The organism is Kribbella sp. VKM Ac-2571 (assembly GCF_004362255.1).
In the GTDB taxonomy this organism is placed as follows: Bacteria; Actinomycetota; Actinomycetes; order Propionibacteriales; family Kribbellaceae; genus Kribbella; species Kribbella pratensis.
In genome coordinates, this window is the sequence record NZ_SNWS01000004.1 from 280,974 (window position 1) to 298,209 (window position 17,236).

The window sequence follows — 17,236 nt, forward strand, 5'->3', positions numbered from 1 at the left end:
GCAGAATCGGGCGCATGTCCCAAGCTGCGTCTGACCCCTCCGCAGCCGGTTCCCAGCGGCGCCCTCGGGTGCTGTCCGGGATCCAGCCGACGGCGGACTCCTTCCACTTCGGCAACTACCTCGGCGCGTTGCGGCAGTGGGTGGCCCTGCAGGACGACCACGACGCGTTCTACTGCGTCGTCGACCTGCACGCGATCACCGTGGAGTACGAGCCGAAGGCCCTTCGCGAGCGCACCCGCCGGTCCGCGGCGCAGCTGCTCGCGGCCGGGATCGACCCGGAGCGCTCGACCCTGTTCGTCCAGTCGCAGGTGCCCGAGCACGCGCAGCTCGCCTGGGTGATGTCCTGCATCACCGGGATGGGCGAGGCCAGCCGGATGACGCAGTTCAAGGACAAGACCGCGAAGGGCGGCGCCGACCGCGCCACCGTCGGTCTGTTCACGTACCCGATCCTGCAGGCCGCGGACATCCTCGTCTACCAGGCCGACCGCGTCCCGGTCGGCGAGGACCAGCGCCAGCACGTCGAGCTGACCCGCGACCTGGCGCAGCGCTTCAACCACCGGTTCGGCAAGACTTTCCGGCTGCCGGAACCGTACATCGTCAAGGAGACCGCGAAGATCTTCGACCTGCAGGACCCGAGCTCGAAGATGAGCAAGTCCGGCTCCTCGCCGGCTGGGATCATCGACCTGCTGGACGACCCGAAGGCGAGCGCGAAGAAGATCCGGTCCGCGGTCACCGACTCCGGTCGCGATGTGATCTTCGACCAGGAGAACAAGCCCGGCGTCGCGAACCTGCTGACCATCTACTCGGCGCTCACTGGCCGCAAGATCAGCGAGCTGGAGGACGAGTACGCCGGTCGGGGGTACGGCGACTTCAAGAAGGACCTCGCTGACGTGGTGGTGGAGTTCGTCACCCCGTTCCGCGAGAAGACGCTGACCTACCTCGACGACAAGGCCCAACTGGACGCGATCCTCGCCCGAGGCGCCGAGCGAGCCCGCGCGGTCACCGAGCCGACACTGGCCCGGGTCTACGACCGCCTCGGCTTCGTCACCGGCCCTGCGCAGGGCCGGTAGCCGCGGATGACCATGACCACGATCGGTGTCGCGATTCCGATCGCGGAGCCGTACGGGACGGAGTTGCAGAAGTACCGGGCCGAGTTCGGTGATCCGATGGCCGCGTCGATCCCGACCCACGTCACGCTGCTGCCGCCGACCGAGATCGAGGCCGGCGACCTGGCGGCGATCGACGAGCACCTGCTCGCGGTCGCGGCCCGGTTCCCGCGGTTCCGGATCCGGTTGCGCGGTACCGCGACCTTCCGGCCGATCTCGCCGGTGGTGTTCGTGCCGCTGGCCGAGGGCATCTCGTCGTGCGAGGTGCTGCAGTCGCAGGTCCGGTCCGGCCCGCTGAAGATCGACCTCAAGTTCCCGTACCACCCGCACGTCACCGTCGCGCACGACCTGGACAAGGACGCCCTCGACCGCGCGTACGACGCCCTCTCGGAGTACGACTGCGCGTTCGACGTGGAGCACTTCAGCCGTTACGAACACGGCGCGGACGGCGTGTGGCGCCCGCAACGGTTCTTCCCGCTGGCAGGCTGAGTCTCCTTCGTCGGGGTACAGGAGACTCATGAGCAGGATCAAGCGCGCCTGGGCGCGGTTCAAGAAGTCGCAGCTGTGGCGGGCGTGGAAGCGGTACGGCGACCGGCGCGGCAACCGGCTGGCCGGGGCAACGAGCTTCTTCGGATTCCTGTCGCTGTTCCCGCTGATCGTGCTGGCCGCGGCGATCGTCGGGCCGTTGCTCGGCCACGACGCCATCGAGGCGTTGAAGGACGGCTTGCAGAAGAACCTGCCCGGTATCGGCGACAAGATCGACATCGACTCGCTGATCGGGCACGCCGGCACCATCGGCCTGATCTCCGGAGTGTCGCTGCTGTTCACCGGTCTCGGCTGGATCGACTCGCTGCGCGCCTCGATCCGCTCGATGCACGAACTCGACGACGAGCCGGGGAACATCGTCAAGCTGAAGGCCGTCGACTTCGGCGCCCTGATAGGCCTCGGACTGATCGGCATGACCGCCACCGGCGCTTCGTCGGTCCTGACCGCTCTGTCCAAGCGCATCGTCGGCTGGGTCAACCTGCAGGGTACCTGGCTGGCGGATTGGGGACTCGGCCTGACCAGTCTGGTGATCGGGATCGCGGCCGGCGCCGTCCTGTTCCTGTACCTGCAGACGGCCCTGCCGCGGATCCTCCTGCCCCGGAAGGTCGCGCTGATCGCCGCGCTCGCCGGTGGCATCGTGTTCTACCTCGCGCAGCGGCTCGGCAACCTCTACGTCGACCATGTCCTCGGCGCCAACGCGGCGTACGGCGCTGTGGCGTTGCCGCTGGCGCTGCTGGTGTGGATCTACCTGATGACCCGGGTGATCATGCTGATCGCCGCCTGGACGAAGGAAGCGACGCTCGACGCCACGGCCGCTGAGCCCGCTGAGCCCTCTGAGCTCCCGTCGGGCCCGGCCGAGATCGAGCCGCTGCTCCTCGGCCCGCCCGGCAAGCGCTACCAGGTCGTGCCGATCCCGGAGCGCAAGGCAGACACCGTCGCTGTCGCCGCGGGCGCGGTCCTGGGCGCAACGCTCACCACCCTGGCCGTCCAGGGCCTTCGAGCGGTGCGCTCCGTCCGTCGTCAGTGACGGCGGCGGCGGAGGGCCCGCGGGCGGCGGAGGAAGAGGCCGAGCAGGAGTACGGGCGGGGCGGCGTACGCCCAGTCGGGGACGCGGAGGGCGAGTGACTGGACTGCCTGACCGGGGTTGAGTGCGGTGCGTGCTTGCGGGCGACCCGCCGTACCTTGATGGGGCTTGGCGGCGGTCTTGCCTTCCGCCTGGGTTTTCGGCGGCGCGTTGGCCGGTTTGACCAGGGTGCCGACCGGCTTGAGCTTGCCGTAGTTGGTGAATGTCCAGGTCAGCAGGTTGCTCGCGTCCTGGGTGATGCCGTGCGGCGCGTTCATCATCGTCACGACCAGCGTGTGCCCGTTGCGGCGGGCGGCGCCGATGAACGTGTTCCGCGCCAGCGTGGTGTAGCCGGTCTTCACGCCGAGCGCGCCGTCGTAGTTGAAGAGAAGCTTGTTCTGGTTCGCGACCTGGTAGGTGCCCTTGTTGCCGGCATTCGGGAAGTTCGTGTACTTCGTCGACGCGTACTTGGCGAAGTCCTCCCGGGTCAGCCCGGCCTGCGCGAACAGGGCCAGGTCGTAGGCGCTGGAGTACTGCCCGTCGGCGTCCAGGCCGGTCGGGTCGGTGACGTGGGTGTCGAGCGCTCCGAGATCCTTGGCCTTCGCGTTCATCCGCTGGATGGTCGCGGGTACGCCGCCCTGGTCGTGGGCGCACAATGCGTGGACGGCGTCGTTCCCGGACGCCAGGAACATGCCCTGGAACAGCTGGTCCACGGTGTAGTGCAGGCCCGGGTACACGCCGACCTTGCTGCCGATGATGCCGGCGTCGGCGTCCGAACCGATCACCGGATCGGTCTTCTTCAGCCGCGGCAGCAGGACCAGCGCGGTCAGCGTCTTGAGCGTGCTCGCGGGGCGCAGCTGCGCGTGCGGCGCCTTGGCGGCCAGTACCTGGCCGGTGTCCACGTCGGCCACGACGTACGCAGACGCCTGGACGGCCGGCGGTGTCGCCCCGTCGGCGACCACCGTCGGCTTCGCGGTCAGCAGGTCGCCGCCGACCGGGCCCTGTGGGACCTGGCCGGCGGCGGTCGCTGTCAGAGGTCCGGCGACCACCAGTGCGGCGGTTGCGCAGCCCGTCAGAAGCAAACGCATCGGCCGCACTCTAGTTGGCCGACGGTGCAGATGTCACAGTCGGGTCTCATGCCCCCATCAGGCCCGGTAGGCGGTCCACATGTTGCTGATGCGGGTTGACTGGCCGGGCGTGAACTGGTTGTAGCAGGAGTCGTACGAGTAGTCCATGTAGTTGTGGATGGGGTCCAGACCCGGCAGTGAGCACGAGTCGCGACCGGTCGGGCAGCCGCTGGACGAGCTGCTCTGCGCCGGCGTGTCGGCCACGGAGTCGTTCGTGCTCGTGCAGCCGCCCTGGAACGTGTGGTACAGCCCGAACCAGTGCCCGGCTTCGTGGGACGCGGTCTTGCCTTCGTTGTAGTTGGTCGCCGAGCCGCCGGGCAGCGAGGAGTACTGCACCCGGATGCCGTCGATCGACGGGTTGCTCGCGTAGTCCCACGGGAAGGTCGCGATGCCGAGGTACGAGAAGTCGACCAGCCAGATGTTCAGGGCGTTCTTGCCACCCTTGCGCGTTTGTGACCGGTACTGCGTGCTCTGCCGGTCGTTGTGCCACTGGTTGTTGTTGTAGCGGTACGTCCCGGCCAGATAGAACGTGAATCCGGTGTTCGCGGCCTGCGACGACTCCTGGCCGGCGAAGTCCTGGTTCAGCTCGGCGATCTGCTGCGTGATCTGCGCGTCGGTGACGTCTCCGGCGCCGGTGCTGCTCCGCATCACATTGATGTAGACCGGGACACTCGCCGAGGCCAGCGTGCCTGCCTGTGGGGCGAGGCCACGGGCTGCCTTGGCCTTCAGGATCTGTGCTGTCCTGGCCTCGATGGCCTTCTGCTCGGCCGCCGACAGCTCCCGGTGGTCGGCGCCGAAGCCACCACGTGCGGCGGGGCCTTCCTCGGGGGTGAAGCAGGCCGGGTTGCCGATCTGGTCGACGGGCAACTGGGCAGTCGCCTGTCCACCGAGCGGACTGAACGCAAGCGCCGTACCGGCGAGCAGAACGGCCAGGGCGCGGGGACGGGTAACGAAAGATCGCATAGCGGTCCTCCAGAATCGGGCCGCTTTGGGCGGTGCGGCCGAATCCGGCGATTTTCCCCACCATCCCGGCACCTGCCAACCGATTCCCTGACCCCCCAGTGCCACGGCACCACCACGCCGAGGCGCCAGGTTCCGCCCCGCAGTGGGCGCTGGATCACCAGACAGGACCTATTCGAGGAAGGCTCGGAGGAGGGCTTCGGTGCCGGCCAGGTGTTCTTGCATGGCGCGGCGGGCGGTGGCGGGGTCGCCCGCGAGGATCGCGTCGACGACGGCTCGGTGTTGTTCGTCGGAGTGCTGGATGTTGGGCTCGAGCAGGGGGATGGCGTCCAGGAGTTCGTTGAGGCGCATGCGGACGTCGGCCATGGCCGACGTCAGGGAGGGGGAGCCGGTGATTTCGGCGATGGCCAGGTGGAGGCGGGAGTCCAGGCGGCGGTAGTCGGCCAGGCGGGCGGTGGACGTTTCCGCCAGGCAGCGTTCGAGGTGGTCGCGTTCGGCCGCGGTCAGGGTGCGGGACGCGGCGGCTTCCGCGGCGCCGGTTTCCAGCACGAAGCGGAGCGTGAGCGCGTCGTCGAGGCCTCCGGCGAGGTCGCGGGCGAGGCGTTTGGCCGGCGTACGGCGGGGCTTCGGGAGTTGCTCGTTGACGAACGTACCGCCGTACCGGCCGCGTCGGGACTCGACGTAGCCGGCCTCGGTGAGGGCATGGATCGCCTCACGGAGCGTGACCCGGCTGACGTTCAGCCGGGTCGCCAGCTCGCGCTCGGGGGGCAGCCGGTCGCCGGGCGCGACGACGCCGAGCTTGATTGCCTGCAGCAACCGCTCGACCGTCTCCTCGAACGGGTTCCCGGCCCGCACCGGCCGGAACACCGCGTCATCTGCCTGAACGACCATGCCCCAACACTAAGGCCCTGCCCGGCAACCCCACGCCTACTGCGCGGCACTCGGCACGGCACCTCGCCGCACGTGAGCAAAGGCCACGATGCTCCGCATCGAGACCTTCGCTCCCGCACGCCGATGCACCGCACCGAGCACCTGCTCGCGACGGCGTGGAGTTGCCGGGCAGGGCCTAGATCGGTGTCACATAGGCGCCCGAGATTCCCCCGTCGACCAGGAACGTGTTGGCGGTGATGAAGGAGGAGTCGTCGCTGGCCAGGAACGCGACCGCGGCGGCGATCTCCTCCGGTTCGCCGAAGCGGCCCATCGGGACGTGGACCAGCCGGCGCTCGGCCCGCTCGGGGTCCTTCGCGAACAGCTCGGTGAGCAGCGGCGTGTTCACCGGCCCGGGGCAGAGCGCGTTCACCCGGATCCCCTGCCGTGCGAACTCCACGCCGAGCTCGCGGCTCATCGCGAGTACGCCGCCTTTCGACGCGGAGTACGAGATCTGCGAGGTCGCCGCACCCATCACGGCCACGAAGGACGCGGTGTTGATGATCGACCCGCGGCCCTGCCGTTGCATGTAGGGGATCGCGGCCTTGCAGCACAGGTACACCGACGTCAGGTTGACCTCCTGCACCTTGCGCCACGCTTCCAGCCCGGTGTCCAGGATCGATGCGTCGTCGGGCGGGGAGATACCGGCGTTGTTGAACGCGATGTCCACGGCGCCGTACGTGTCGAAGGCCTGCTTGAACAGGTTGTCGACCCCGGCCGGGTCGGTGACGTCGGTCGGCACGTACAGCCCGCCGACCTCGTCCGCGGCGTCCTTGCCCGCGGCCGGGTCGAGATCCCCGATCACGACGTGCGCTCCCTCTGCGGCGAGCCGCCGTACCGTGGCCAGACCGATCCCGCTCGCACCGCCGGTCACCACCGCGACCCGACCTTCGAGCCGATGAGCCTTGACGTCCATTCAGTCCTCCGTACTGATGAAGATGTTCTTGGTCTCGGTGAACGCGGTGAGCGCGTCCGGCCCGAGCTCCCGGCCGAGGCCGGACTGCTTGTAACCGCCGAACGGCGTCGAGTACCGCACCGACGAGTTCGAGTTCACCGAGAGGTTCCCGGCCTCGACACCGCGACTCACTCTGAGCGCGCGGCCGACGTCGCGGGTCCAGATCGAGCCGGACAGCCCGTACTCGCTGTCGTTCGCGATCCGCAGCGCATCGGCCTCGTCCGCGAACGGGATCACCGCGACCACCGGCCCGAAGATCTCCTCGCGCACCGCCCGTTCGCTCGCGGGAGCCAGCACGGTCGGCGGGAACCAGAACCCGGGCCCGCTCGGCGCAGTCCCCTGGAACGCGGGGTTCTCGACGTACGACGCCACCCGCTCGCGCTGCCCGGCGGAGATCAACGGCCCCATCTCCGTCGCCGGATCCGACGGGTCACCGACCTTGAAATTCTTCACCGCCGGCTCCAGCAGCTCCAGGAACCGGTCGTACGCCGAACGTTCGACGAGAATCCTCGACCGCGCGCAACAGTCCTGCCCGGCGTTGTCGAACACACCGTACGGCGCCTGCGCGGCGGCCTTCTCCAGATCCGCGTCGGCGAAGACGATGTTCGCCGACTTGCCGCCCAGCTCGAGCGTCACCCGTTTCACCTGGTCCGCGCAGCCGGCCATGATCTGCTTGCCGACCGTGGTCGAGCCGGTGAAGACGATTTTCCGGACCGCGGAATGCGTGACGAAACGGTTTCCGACAACGGTTCCCTTACCGGGCACGACCTCGAGGACACCGGGCGGCAGGCCGGCCTCCAGCGCCAGCTCGCCGAGGCGCAGAGCGGTCAAGGGGGTCAGCTCGGCGGGCTTCAGGACAACGGTGTTTCCGGCTGCCAGGGCAGGGGCGAAGCCCCAGCCGGCGATCGGCATCGGAAAGTTCCACGGAACGATCACGCCGACCACGCCAAGCGGTTCCTGGAACGTGATATCGATGCCGCCGGCAACCGGAATCTGTTTTCCGAAAAGGCGTTCCGGGGCGGCCGAGTAGTAGGTGAGCACGTCCCGGACGTTGCCCGCTTCCCAGCGCGCGTTGCCGATCGTGTGGCCGGCGTTCTCGACCTCCAGCGCGGCGAGGTTCTCCAGGTCGGCGTCGACCGCGTCGGCGAACCGCCGCAGCAGGCGCCCGCGATCGGCCGGCGTCACGTCCCGCCAGGTCTCGAAGGCCTTCGCGGCCCGGGCGATCGCCGCGTCGGCCTCGGCCTCCGAAGCGAGCTCGATGGTCCGGATCACCTTCTCGGTGGCCGGATTCAGTACGTCGTACTTCATTGCGTGCTCCTGATCAGTGCGGTGAACAGCCGCAGGTCATCGGGGTTCTCCTCCGGGTGCCACTGCACCCCGAGGGCGAAGTCGTGGCCTTCCACCTCCGCCGCCTCGACCGTTCCGTCGTCCGCGCGGGCGGTGACCTTCAACCCCGGTGCGACGATGTCGAGGGCTTGGTGGTGGTAGCAGCTGCCGTGAGCGCGTTCGCCGAGGATCCGCGCGGTGAGGGTGCCGGGCTCGATCTTCACCTCGACGGTGCCGAACGTTGCCGGCTCCGGGCGGTGCGCGTCGTGGGCGACGACGTCCGGCAGGTGCTGGTGCAGGGTGCCGCCGAGCGTCACGTTCAGCATCTGCAGACCGCGGCAGATCGCGAGCAACGGCACATCACTGTCCAGGGCGGCTCGGATGAGGATCGCCTCGTGGTCGTCACGTCCCGGCCGGGTGTCGACGGTCTGCGGGTGCGGAATCGCCTGGTAGGAGCCGGGATCGACGTCGCACCCACCGGCGATCACGAGTCCGTCGAGGATCTCCAGGACCGACGGATCCGTACCGACCGGCGGCAGTAGCAGCGGCACCCCTCCGGCCGCTACCACCGCGTCCAGGTACACCCGCGGAACCAGAGCGGCCTCCCGCTTCCAGATCCCCCAGGCCGCCGGCTCCAGGTACGTCGTGATGCCGATGCGCGGTCTAGAGGCGTTCGAAACCACGGACTCGCTCCCAGTCGGTGACGGCGGCGTCGTAGGCGTCCAGCTCGACGCGTGCGGCGTTGCTGTAGTGGTCGACCATCTCGTCGCCGAACGCCGTACGGGCGACCTTCGACCCGGTGAAGAGCGCGGCGGCTTCGCGGAGCGTGGACGGGACGTGCTCCTTGTCGGACTCGTAGGCGTTGCCCTCCAGCAGCGGCTCGAGCTCCAGCTCGTTCTCGATACCGTGCAGGCCGGAGGCGATGATCGCCGCGACCGCGAGATACGGGTTCACGTCGCCGCCCGGGAGCCGGTTCTCGACGCGGAGCGAATCGCCGTGGCCGACCACGCGCAGCGAGCAGGTGCGGTTGTCGAGCCCCCAGGCGATCGCGGTCGGCGCGAAGCTGCCGCGGACGAAACGCTTGTAGGAGTTGATGTTCGGGGCCAGCAGGTAGGTGAACTCGGACAGGCAGGCGAGCTGGCCGGCGATGAACTGTTCCATCAACCGGGAGAAGCCGTGGTCGCCGTCGCCCGCGAGCACCGGATCGCCGTCGTCGGCGCGGAAGCTCAGGTGGATGTGGCACGAGTTGCCCTCACGTTCGTCGTACTTCGCCATGAACGTGAGGCTCTTGCCGTGTTTGGAGGCGATCTCCTTCGCGCCGGTCTTGTAGATCGAGTGGTTGTCGCACGTCGCGAGCGCCTCGTCGAACCGGAACGCGATCTCGTGCTGCCCGAGGTTGCACTCGCCCTTCGCGGACTCGACGTACAGCCCGGCACCGGTCATGCCGTTGCGGATGTCGCGCAGCAGCGGCTCGATCCGGGACGTGCCGACGAGGGAGTAGTCGACGTTGTACTGGTTCGAGGGAGTCAGGCCGAGATACCGCTTGTTCCACGCGGCCTCGTAGGTGTCGTCGAACACGATGAACTCGAGCTCGGTCCCGACGTACGCCTTGAGTCCCCGCTCCGCCAGGCGGTCCAGCTGGGCTCGCAGCACCTGCCGCGGCGACGCGACCACCGGCGTACCGTCCAGCCACTGTACGTCGCACAACACGAGCGCAGTGCCCTCGAGCCACGGCACCAGGCGGAGTGTGTCCAGGTCGGGCGCCATCACCATGTCGCCGTACCCGCGTTCCCAGGAGGACATCGTGTAGCCGTCGACGGTGTTCATGTCGACGTCGACCGCCAGCAGGTAGTTGCAGCCCTCGGTCCCGTGCTTCAGCACCTCCTCCAGGAAATACCGTGCACCGCAACGTTTTCCTTGAAGCCGTCCCTGCATGTCGGTGATCGCCACCAGCACCGTGTCGACCTCGCCGGCCTCGACCAGCCTGCGCAACTCCTCAACACCCAGCACGGCCACTCCCGGAGCTCTATTGGTCTGTTTCCAGTCCATTGACTCAAGTCTGGGTCGGGATGTCAACGCGTGCGGTTTCCCTTGACAGTGCCTGACCGGGGTGCCTCAATTGTCCAAAGGTCTGGGGGGAGACCATTGAGGCGCTGTGGCTAGGAGGCCCCGCAATGAGCAATGACGAGTCCGCCGCCCCGATGACCGACGACGAGAAACGCCTGCATCAGTTGGGTTATGCGCAGGAGCTGTCCCGGACGATGTCCGGGTTCTCGAACTTCGCGGTGTCCTTCACGATCATCTCGATCCTGTCCGGCTGCCTGACCTTGTACGGGTTCGGGATGAACACCGGCGGCCCGGTGATGATCGTGTGGGGCTGGCCGTTCGTCGGCCTGATGACGTTGTTCGTCGGCCTCGCGATGGCGGAGGTCTGCTCGAGCTTCCCGACCGCCGGCGGGCTCTACTACTGGTCCGCCAAACTCGCGCCGTCCAACGGCGCGGCCTGGTCCTGGTTCACTGGCTGGTTCAACTTCCTCGGCCAGGTCGCGGTGACCGCCGGGATCGACTTCGGCGCCGCGTTCTTCCTGAACGCGTTCCTGGACCTGCAGTTCGGCTTCAGTACGACGCCAGGCCACACGATCCTGCTGTTCGGGATCATCCTGCTCGTGCACGGGCTGCTGAACTCGTTCGGCGTGAAGCTGGTCGCCAGGCTCAACGACATCAGCGTCTGGTGGCACATCGTCGGCGTGGTCTTCATCGTCGGCGCGCTCGTGTTCGTGCCGGACAAGCACCAGTCGGCCGGCTTCGTGTTCGGCCACTTCGTCAACAACACCGGCTGGGGCTCCACCTTCTACGTCGCCCTGCTCGGCCTGCTGCTCGCGCAGTACACCTTCACCGGGTACGACGCTTCCGCGCACATGACCGAGGAGACTCACGACGCGGCCCGGTCGGGTCCGCGCGGGATCGTGATGTCGATTCTCGTCTCGCTGGCGGCCGGGTGGGTGCTGCTGATCGGCCTGACCTTCGCGATCCAGAGCTACGACGGCGCCCTCGAGGGCGATATCGGCGTACCGCCGGCCCAGATCTTCATCGACGCGGTCGGTGGCGGCCTGGCCAAGGTCCTACTGCTGGTCGTGATCGGCGCGCAGCTGTTCTGCGGGATGTCGTCGGTGACCGCGAACTCGCGGATGATCTACGCGTTCTCCCGTGACGGAGCGTTGCCGGGGTCGAAGTTCTGGCACAAGATCAACGGCAAGACCAGGACGCCGACGAACGCGATCTGGCTGGCCGCCGGCGGGGCGTTCCTCCTCGGCCTGCCGTACCTCTGGAACGCGACGGCGTACGCCGCGGTCACGTCGATCGCGGTGATCGGCCTGTACATCGCCTACGTGCTGCCCACGCTGCTGCGGCTGCTGCAGGGCAAGAACTTCCAGCCCGGTCCGTGGCACCTCGGCCGCTGGAGCCGCCCGATCGGGATCGTCGCGATCGTCTGGGTCGCGTTCATCACGGTCCTGTTCATGCTGCCGCAGGTCAGTCCCGTCACTGGTAGCACGTTCAACTACACGCCGATCGCCGTACTCGTGGTGCTCGGCTTCGCAGCGGCGTACTGGTTCCTGTCCGCCCGCCGCTGGTTTACCGGCCCCAAGGTCCAAGGCACCGAGGAGGAGCTCGCCGCCATCGAACGCGACCTCGAATCCATCTGACCCCTCCGTAAGTCGTCAAAAGACCATCCGGTGCCCCGGCACGATCGTGCCGTCGTGACTGCTCGGAACTGTGCAGTAATGGGTGTCAGGATGGTGGCCAGCAAATTTCCTCATGTGACACTCGCCGTGTCGAACGGTCATTCACTGTGATAATCGGCGAGGGTAATCCTTCGAGGAGTTGGATGACTGACGACGAGCTGGTCGGGCGTGCCGGACTGGTCGAGCGTGCTACCAAGCAGCTCGAGACCAGCGGCAGCGTGCTGCTCTACGGCCCGACCGGCATCGGCAAGTCGGCCCTCGGCCGGGCGCTCGTCGCGGAGCGTGGCCGGAAGGGCTGCCGGATCCTCAGCGCCGCCCCGTCCAACTCCGAGGCCGGCCTGCCGTACGTCACGCTCCTCGATCTGCTCTCCAACCAGCTCGAATTCGCCTGGCAGGTGCTGCCGGACCACCTCCGGCAGCCGCTCGAGGTCGCGCTGCTGAAGGCGAGCGCTCCGGATACGGTGCGTGACGAGCTGGCCGTGCGCCTCGCCGTACTGCACGTCCTCCGCCGTCTCGCCACGACCGGCCCGGTGCTGATCGTTGTCGACGACATCCAATGGGTGGACCCGTCCAGTCTCGAGGTGCTCACGTTCTGTGCTCGCCGGCTCTCCGAGGGCGTGCACCTGCTCGCCACCGAGCAGGTGGCCGACGGCGACCTGCCGGTGATGTCCGACGCCTGCCCCGAGCCTGTCCTGCAGCTCGAGGTCCCGCCGCTCACGGAGCCCGACGTACTCGGCCTGCTCCGGCAGCGGCTGTCCAGCCCGCTCCCGGTCCGGACGGCGCGCCGCATCTTCACCGCGAGCGCCGGCAACCCGTTCATGGCCCTCGAGCTCGGTCGCGCCGTACTGCGGCACCCGAAGAGCGTCTCGCCCAACGACCCGCTCCCGGTCTCCAGCCGCCTCAAGACCCTCCTCGGTGAGCGCCTCGGCGACCTGTCCACCGAGACCCACGAGCTGCTTCTGCACGCCGCGTCCTCTCCGCGTCCGACCACCACGCAGTTGGCCCAGTCCCTCGAACGCCCGATCGAGGTCGACCTCGCCGAGGCGGAGACCCTCGGCCTGATCGACGTCTCCGCCGAGCGGCTCCGCTTCACACACCCCCTGCTCAGGGAGTTCGTGTACGCCGAAGCCACGTCGGCCGCGCGTCGCCAGGCCCATGCGAAACTCGCCGCTGTGGTCGACGAACCGGTGGAGAACGCGACCCACCGCGCCCTCGCCACCCAGGAGGCCGATCCGGAGCTGGCCGCGACGATCGAGGAGGCGGCCACTGTCGCCGCCGGTCGGGGAGCCCCCGGCGCCGCCGCGACCCTCTGGCGGCTGAGCGCCGACCGGACACCGTGCACCCAGCCCGATGAACGCGCCCGCCGCCTCACCAGGGCCGCCGACGATGCCGCGGCCGCTGGTCACCTGGCGGAGTCGGCCGACATGGCGCGACTCGCCGTACAGACAGCAACGACGCCCGAGACCAGGGTGCCCGCGCTGTTGTTGTGCGCCGACGCGGTCTGGCCGGAGCGGGATCGGCGGGTCGAGCTGCTCGCGGAGGCGTTCGCGGCGGCCGAGGGCAACAAGCGGCTCGAGGCGCGGGTGCGGATCGAGCGCAGCCACAGCCACTACTTCGATCGCAGCCTGGACGACGCGCAGGAGGATGCGCGGATCGCAGAGGCGCTGGCGCGCGAGACCGGTGACACCGAGGCGATCGTCGACGCCTTGAGCGCGTCGAGTTCGGTACTGATGGCCCGCGATGCCGAGGAGACCTCGGACGCCGTGCTGGAGCAGGCGGGTGAGCTGGCCAAGGGCCTGCCGCTCACCAAGACCGTGGTGAACGCCCGCCAGATGGCCGCGATGCGCGAGCTGTTCCGCGGCCGGACCGACGAGGCGATCACCGCGATCACCGCGTTGGCCGACGAGGTCCGCGACCACGGCGCGATGCGCTGGCTGGCGTCCGTACTGATCTCCGCGACGGCCATCTACGAGCGCAGCGGCCGCGGCGCCGACGCGCTGGCCGCCGGACACGAGTGCTACCAGCTGATGCAGGACATCGGTGACGAGGCCGAGGTCGGCATGGTCATCGCCAGCCGTGCGGAGTGGGTCGGCGGCTCGGCGGCCATGGGCCGGCAGCTCGCCGAGGCGGCGCTGGACGCAGTCCGCCTGGTCGGGAACGACGAATGGACCGGCCCGGCGCTGGTCAGCCTCGGGCTGATCGGCGTACTGACCGGCGACCCGCAGCGGGCCGTCGAGGCGTTCGACGCGATCGCGGGGTCGGGCGAGGCCGCGATGCCGTACGACCCGGCGGTGATCCCGTGGCACGCGGACTACGCCGAGGCCCTGGTCGCGGCCGGCCGGCTCGACGACGCGGCCGCCCTGATCGCCGAGATCCGCACCCGCGCCGAGAACCTGGACCGCCACGTGGTGAAGCTCGGCCTGGACCGCGCCGAGGCGCTGCTGGTCGCCAAACAGGGCGACCCGGCCGCCGCCCTGGAGCTGCTGGAGAAGACGGTCAGTACGGCGGGGGACCGGGTCTACCCGCTCGATCTCGCGCGCTGTGAGCTGACCCGCGGCCGGATCGCCCGGCAGGCCCGTCGCAGGTCGGTCGCCCGGACCGCGTTCCTGGACGCGATCGAGCAGTTCGAGGCGTACGGCGCACCCGCCTGGCGCGAGGTCGCGGAGATGGAACTCGCGCGCCTCGACGTACCGAGCCGGAGCCGGCAGCCGTCGGAGCTGACCGACAACGAGCAGCAGATCGTCTCGATGGTCCGCGACGGCTCCACGAACCGCGAGATCGCCGCGGCCCTGTACCTGTCGGTGAAGGCCGTGGAGTCGCAGCTGACCCGCCTGTACCGCCGCTTCGGAGTGGCCAACCGCACCCAACTGCTCCGCATGGTCGACCGGCCCAATTCTTGAGCCTGGGTCAGAATGGCTGAGTGAAGCTCGAACGGAAGCACGCACTCGTCCTGCTGGCCATCGCCGCCTGGAACGTCATCACCTACCTGCGCTTCATCAAGGCGCTGGTGGACACCGAGGACCGCCCGACCGGGTACTACGTCGCGCACACCGTCCTGATCATCGTGAACCTGCTGATCGCGGCGCTGCTCGGCACCTGGGGAGTCCGCGCGTACAGGGCAGCTAAGTACAGGGCAGCTAAGACCGTACAAAACTCGCCGGTGTGACCCCGAGCAGTTTCCGGAAGTGCCGGTTGAGGTGCGACTGGTCGTAGAACCCTGCCAGCGTCGCCACCTCCGCGGCCGGATGCCCGTCGAGCAGGTACCGCCGAGCCAGATCGACCCGCCGGCCGGTCAGGTACCGGTGCGGCGGCATCCCGTACTCCCGGCTGAACGCCCGCACCAGATGCGCCGGATGCGCATGCACCAGCTTCGACGCGTCCTCGAGTTTGATCCCGTCCGGCACATGCGCGTCGAGCAGATCGCGCAACTGCGCGGCCACGCCCGCGTCGGACCGGTCCGGTGGAGCGACCACCTGCCGCCGCAGATGCTGCCCGAGGCGCTCCTCGATCAGCGTGAGCCGGCTCTGAGCCTCCAGGTCCTCCACACCGCTTTCCAGTACGCCGTGCAGCTGGTGGATTCGGTGCCGCAGCAGCGGGTCGACGTACTCGGGCTGGTCGACGGCCGCGCCGATCAGGTTCGTGCCGCCGAGCCGGCCGGGTTCGAGGTAGAGGACCCGCTTGCGGAAGCCCTGCGGCAGCACTGAGCGGCCGTCGTGCGGGACATGCGGCGGGAGGAGCGAGACCTGCGCCTGTGCGAGCCCGTGCTCGTGACGGTCCAGGTCGTAGCGGACCGCGCCCTCGTCGACGATCAGCACCGTCCACGCGTCGTGCGTGTGGCTCGGGTACGCGTGCGACGGGAAGTGCGCATGCAGCACCTCGACGACCCCGTCCACCCGAGGCCGCCACGCCCGAACCGTGGCGCTGCTGCTCATGGGTAGAACATACGCTGCTGCGTGTGAAGGTCTATGTGAGTGCGGACATGGAAGGCGTCACCGGGGTCGTCGACGCGGAGGACGTGCAGCCGCCGGGGCGGGACTACGAGCGCGGCCGGGTGCTGATGACCGAGGACGTGAACGCCGCCGTCCGTGGTGCGTACGCCGCCGGCGCGACCGAGGTCCTCGTGAACGACGCCCATGGCCCGATGCGCAACCTGCTGCCCGACCTCCTCGACCCGCGCGCCGGCTTGATCAAGGGCCGCCCGAAGCCGATGGGCATGATGGAGGGCCTGACCCCGGAGTACGACACCGTACTCTGCATCGGGTACCACGCCCGCGCTGGCGTGCTCGGCGTCCTGAGCCACAGCTTCATGGGCCACGAGATCGAGGACATCTGGCTGGACGAGCAGCTCACCGGCGAGATCGGCCTGTTCCACGCGGCCTCGGCGGCGTACGGCGTACCGCTCGCGCTCCTGACCGGGGACGACACCGCCTGCGACGAGATGAAGGCCTGGGATCCCGCGGTCGCGACCGTGCCGGTCAAGTTCGCCAAGGACCGCTTCGCCGCCCAACTCGTCCCGGTCGCGGAGGCCCGCGAGTCGATCGAGGCGACAACCGCTGAGGCGCTGCGCACCCTCTCCAAGCCGGACGCCCCAGCCGGCCCCCGAACCCTCGCCGTCCGCTGGCAGTCCGCCTCGGTCGCCTCCCACCTCACCGCCATCCCCGGCGTAACCCGCCGCGACGACCGCACCGTCACCGTCACCGGCGACATGCTCCACCTCTACCGCATCTTCAACCTGTTCCTCCGAGTCTGCACAGCAGTAACCACAAACCCGCCGTACTGCTGAGCCGGTTAAGAACGTACAAGACCGCTTGCGGTCTTGAGCTTGAGCATTGGGGTTGTGGAAAAGTTCGATACGAAGATTGCTGTGTTGTTGCGGGATGACCTGGCTGTTTGGCAGCGGTTGAATGTGACGGCGTTTCTGGTCAGTGGGATTGCCGGGACGCATCCGGAGGTTGTCGGGGAGGCGTACGAGGACGCGGATGACGTGCGTTATCTGCCGATGTTCCGGCAGCCGGTGATGGTGTTCGAGGGATCCAAGGAGTTCATGACCACTGCCCACGAGCGGGCTCTCGGCCGGGGGATCGAGCACTCGGTGTTCACTCAGGATCTGTTTGCCACGGGCAACGACCGGGACAACCGCGCGGCCGTGAAGGCCGTCCGTACCGCCGAACTCGACCTGGTCGGCATCGCCTTCTACGGCCCGAAGAACGCCGTCGACAAAACCTTGAAGGGCGCCACCAAGCACCACTGAGCAGGTACCGTTCGGGCGCGAACGGCCGCAGTTCGGGCGACCGTACGTCGTCCAGTACGAGCGGTACGACGTGCCGGGACGCGGTTGGCCTGCGCCTCCCCAAACCGGTTCGGGGAGGCTCTTCGCCCGCGACTGGGGAGCACCACTGCCCGATCCGGGTGGGTAGGACTCCCCAAACTGGTTTGGGGGCCCGAATCACAGGCGGGTGTCTAGGTGACTTCGGATTTTGGGC

16 protein-coding genes are annotated in these 17,236 nt (G+C 68.7%); 8 read left to right on the forward strand and 8 right to left on the reverse strand.

Annotation, left to right across the window (positions count from 1 at the left end):
• The first annotated feature begins 14 nt into the window (after positions 1-14).
• Genes trpS through EV651_RS11770 form a run of 3 tightly spaced genes read left to right on the forward strand, consistent with a single transcriptional unit; the run spans position 15 to position 2,679 of the window.
• On the forward strand, positions 15-1,070 hold the full coding sequence (gene trpS / locus EV651_RS11760) for a tryptophan--tRNA ligase (protein WP_133785075.1): 1,056 nt from the start codon (positions 15-17) through the stop codon (positions 1,068-1,070).
• 12 nt (positions 1,071-1,082) lie between these two features.
• The gene (locus EV651_RS11765; protein ID WP_133785077.1) at positions 1,083-1,595 is read left to right on the forward strand and encodes a 2'-5' RNA ligase family protein; all 513 of its coding nucleotides are present in this window, start codon (positions 1,083-1,085) and stop codon (positions 1,593-1,595) included.
• Between the two features lie 28 nt (positions 1,596-1,623).
• Positions 1,624-2,679, forward strand: a complete 1,056-nt coding sequence (locus EV651_RS11770; RefSeq protein WP_133785079.1) for a YihY/virulence factor BrkB family protein — start codon at positions 1,624-1,626, stop codon at positions 2,677-2,679.
• Here the strand turns inward: EV651_RS11770 and EV651_RS11775 are convergent.
• The 7 genes from EV651_RS11775 to EV651_RS11810 form a co-directional block, all read right to left on the reverse strand.
• On the reverse strand, positions 2,673-3,803 hold the full coding sequence (locus EV651_RS11775; protein ID WP_133785080.1) for a D-alanyl-D-alanine carboxypeptidase family protein: 1,131 nt from the start codon (positions 3,801-3,803) through the stop codon (positions 2,673-2,675). The genes EV651_RS11770 and EV651_RS11775 overlap by 7 nt on opposite strands.
• A gap of 57 nt (positions 3,804-3,860) precedes the next feature.
• Positions 3,861-4,805, reverse strand: coding sequence for a zinc metalloprotease (locus tag EV651_RS11780; RefSeq protein ID WP_133785082.1), 945 nt, complete (start codon positions 4,803-4,805; stop codon positions 3,861-3,863).
• Between the two features lie 168 nt (positions 4,806-4,973).
• On the reverse strand, positions 4,974-5,693 hold the full coding sequence (locus EV651_RS11785; RefSeq protein WP_133785084.1) for a FadR/GntR family transcriptional regulator: 720 nt from the start codon (positions 5,691-5,693) through the stop codon (positions 4,974-4,976).
• A gap of 175 nt (positions 5,694-5,868) precedes the next feature.
• The gene (locus EV651_RS11795) at positions 5,869-6,645 is read right to left on the reverse strand and encodes a 3-oxoacyl-ACP reductase (RefSeq protein WP_133785086.1); all 777 of its coding nucleotides are present in this window, start codon (positions 6,643-6,645) and stop codon (positions 5,869-5,871) included.
• Entirely contained in the window at positions 6,646-7,992 is a 1,347-nt protein-coding gene (locus EV651_RS11800) for an aldehyde dehydrogenase (protein ID WP_133785088.1), read from the reverse strand.
• Positions 7,989-8,693, reverse strand: coding sequence for a gamma-glutamyl-gamma-aminobutyrate hydrolase family protein (locus tag EV651_RS11805; protein ID WP_133785090.1), 705 nt, complete (start codon positions 8,691-8,693; stop codon positions 7,989-7,991). Before EV651_RS11805 ends, EV651_RS11800 begins: the two co-directional genes overlap by 4 nt.
• Positions 8,674-10,020 (reverse strand): glutamine synthetase family protein, encoded by a 1,347-nt coding sequence (locus EV651_RS11810; RefSeq protein WP_133785092.1) that lies wholly within the window; start codon positions 10,018-10,020, stop codon positions 8,674-8,676. Before EV651_RS11810 ends, EV651_RS11805 begins: the two co-directional genes overlap by 20 nt.
• A gap of 164 nt (positions 10,021-10,184) precedes the next feature.
• On the opposite strand from EV651_RS11810, the gene EV651_RS11815 reads away from it, so the two are divergent.
• From EV651_RS11815 to EV651_RS11825, 3 genes are all read left to right on the forward strand, one after another.
• Positions 10,185-11,714: an amino acid permease gene (locus EV651_RS11815; RefSeq protein WP_166658586.1), complete on the forward strand. Its 1,530-nt coding sequence runs from the start codon at positions 10,185-10,187 to the stop codon at positions 11,712-11,714.
• A gap of 182 nt (positions 11,715-11,896) precedes the next feature.
• Positions 11,897-14,653 carry a LuxR family transcriptional regulator gene (locus EV651_RS11820; RefSeq protein ID WP_133785094.1) on the forward strand — a complete coding sequence of 919 codons (2,757 nt, stop codon included), beginning with the start codon at positions 11,897-11,899 and terminating at the stop codon, positions 14,651-14,653.
• A 20-nt stretch (positions 14,654-14,673) separates the two neighbouring features.
• Positions 14,674-14,919, forward strand: a complete 246-nt coding sequence (locus tag EV651_RS11825; protein WP_133785096.1) for an SCO4848 family membrane protein — start codon at positions 14,674-14,676, stop codon at positions 14,917-14,919.
• On the opposite strand, the gene EV651_RS11830 is transcribed toward EV651_RS11825, so the two are convergent.
• Positions 14,891-15,685 (reverse strand): AraC family transcriptional regulator, encoded by a 795-nt coding sequence (locus EV651_RS11830; protein ID WP_133785098.1) that lies wholly within the window; start codon positions 15,683-15,685, stop codon positions 14,891-14,893. The two genes, EV651_RS11825 and EV651_RS11830, sit on opposite strands and share 29 nt — an antisense overlap.
• 23 nt (positions 15,686-15,708) lie before the next feature.
• Here EV651_RS11830 and EV651_RS11835 point away from each other — a divergent pair, with 23 nt between their 5' ends.
• Entirely contained in the window at positions 15,709-16,536 is an 828-nt protein-coding gene (locus EV651_RS11835; RefSeq protein WP_133785100.1) for a M55 family metallopeptidase, read from the forward strand.
• Positions 16,537-16,590: 54 nt separating this feature from the next.
• The gene (locus tag EV651_RS11840) at positions 16,591-17,004 is read left to right on the forward strand and encodes a DUF2000 domain-containing protein (RefSeq protein WP_133785102.1); all 414 of its coding nucleotides are present in this window, start codon (positions 16,591-16,593) and stop codon (positions 17,002-17,004) included.
• Positions 17,005-17,236: the final 232 nt, after the last annotated feature.

Excerpts from the sequence above, each read along its gene's own strand:
- trpS (WP_133785075.1), top strand. The coding sequence starts at position 15 with ATGTCCCAAGCTGCGTCTGACCCCTCCGCAGCCGGTTCCCAGCGGCGC.
- EV651_RS11765 (WP_133785077.1), top strand. The coding sequence starts at position 1,083 with ATGACCACGATCGGTGTCGCGATTCCGATCGCGGAGCCGTACGGGACG.
- EV651_RS11770 (WP_133785079.1), top strand. The coding sequence starts at position 1,624 with ATGAGCAGGATCAAGCGCGCCTGGGCGCGGTTCAAGAAGTCGCAGCTG.
- EV651_RS11775 (WP_133785080.1), bottom strand. The coding sequence starts at position 3,803 with ATGCGTTTGCTTCTGACGGGCTGCGCAACCGCCGCACTGGTGGTCGCC.
- EV651_RS11780 (WP_133785082.1), bottom strand. The coding sequence starts at position 4,805 with ATGCGATCTTTCGTTACCCGTCCCCGCGCCCTGGCCGTTCTGCTCGCC.
- EV651_RS11785 (WP_133785084.1), bottom strand. The coding sequence starts at position 5,693 with ATGGTCGTTCAGGCAGATGACGCGGTGTTCCGGCCGGTGCGGGCCGGG.
- EV651_RS11795 (WP_133785086.1), bottom strand. The coding sequence starts at position 6,645 with ATGGACGTCAAGGCTCATCGGCTCGAAGGTCGGGTCGCGGTGGTGACC.
- EV651_RS11800 (WP_133785088.1), bottom strand. The coding sequence starts at position 7,992 with ATGAAGTACGACGTACTGAATCCGGCCACCGAGAAGGTGATCCGGACC.
- EV651_RS11815 (WP_166658586.1), top strand. The coding sequence starts at position 10,185 with ATGAGCAATGACGAGTCCGCCGCCCCGATGACCGACGACGAGAAACGC.
- EV651_RS11820 (WP_133785094.1), top strand. The coding sequence starts at position 11,897 with ATGACTGACGACGAGCTGGTCGGGCGTGCCGGACTGGTCGAGCGTGCT.
- EV651_RS11830 (WP_133785098.1), bottom strand. The coding sequence starts at position 15,685 with ATGAGCAGCAGCGCCACGGTTCGGGCGTGGCGGCCTCGGGTGGACGGG.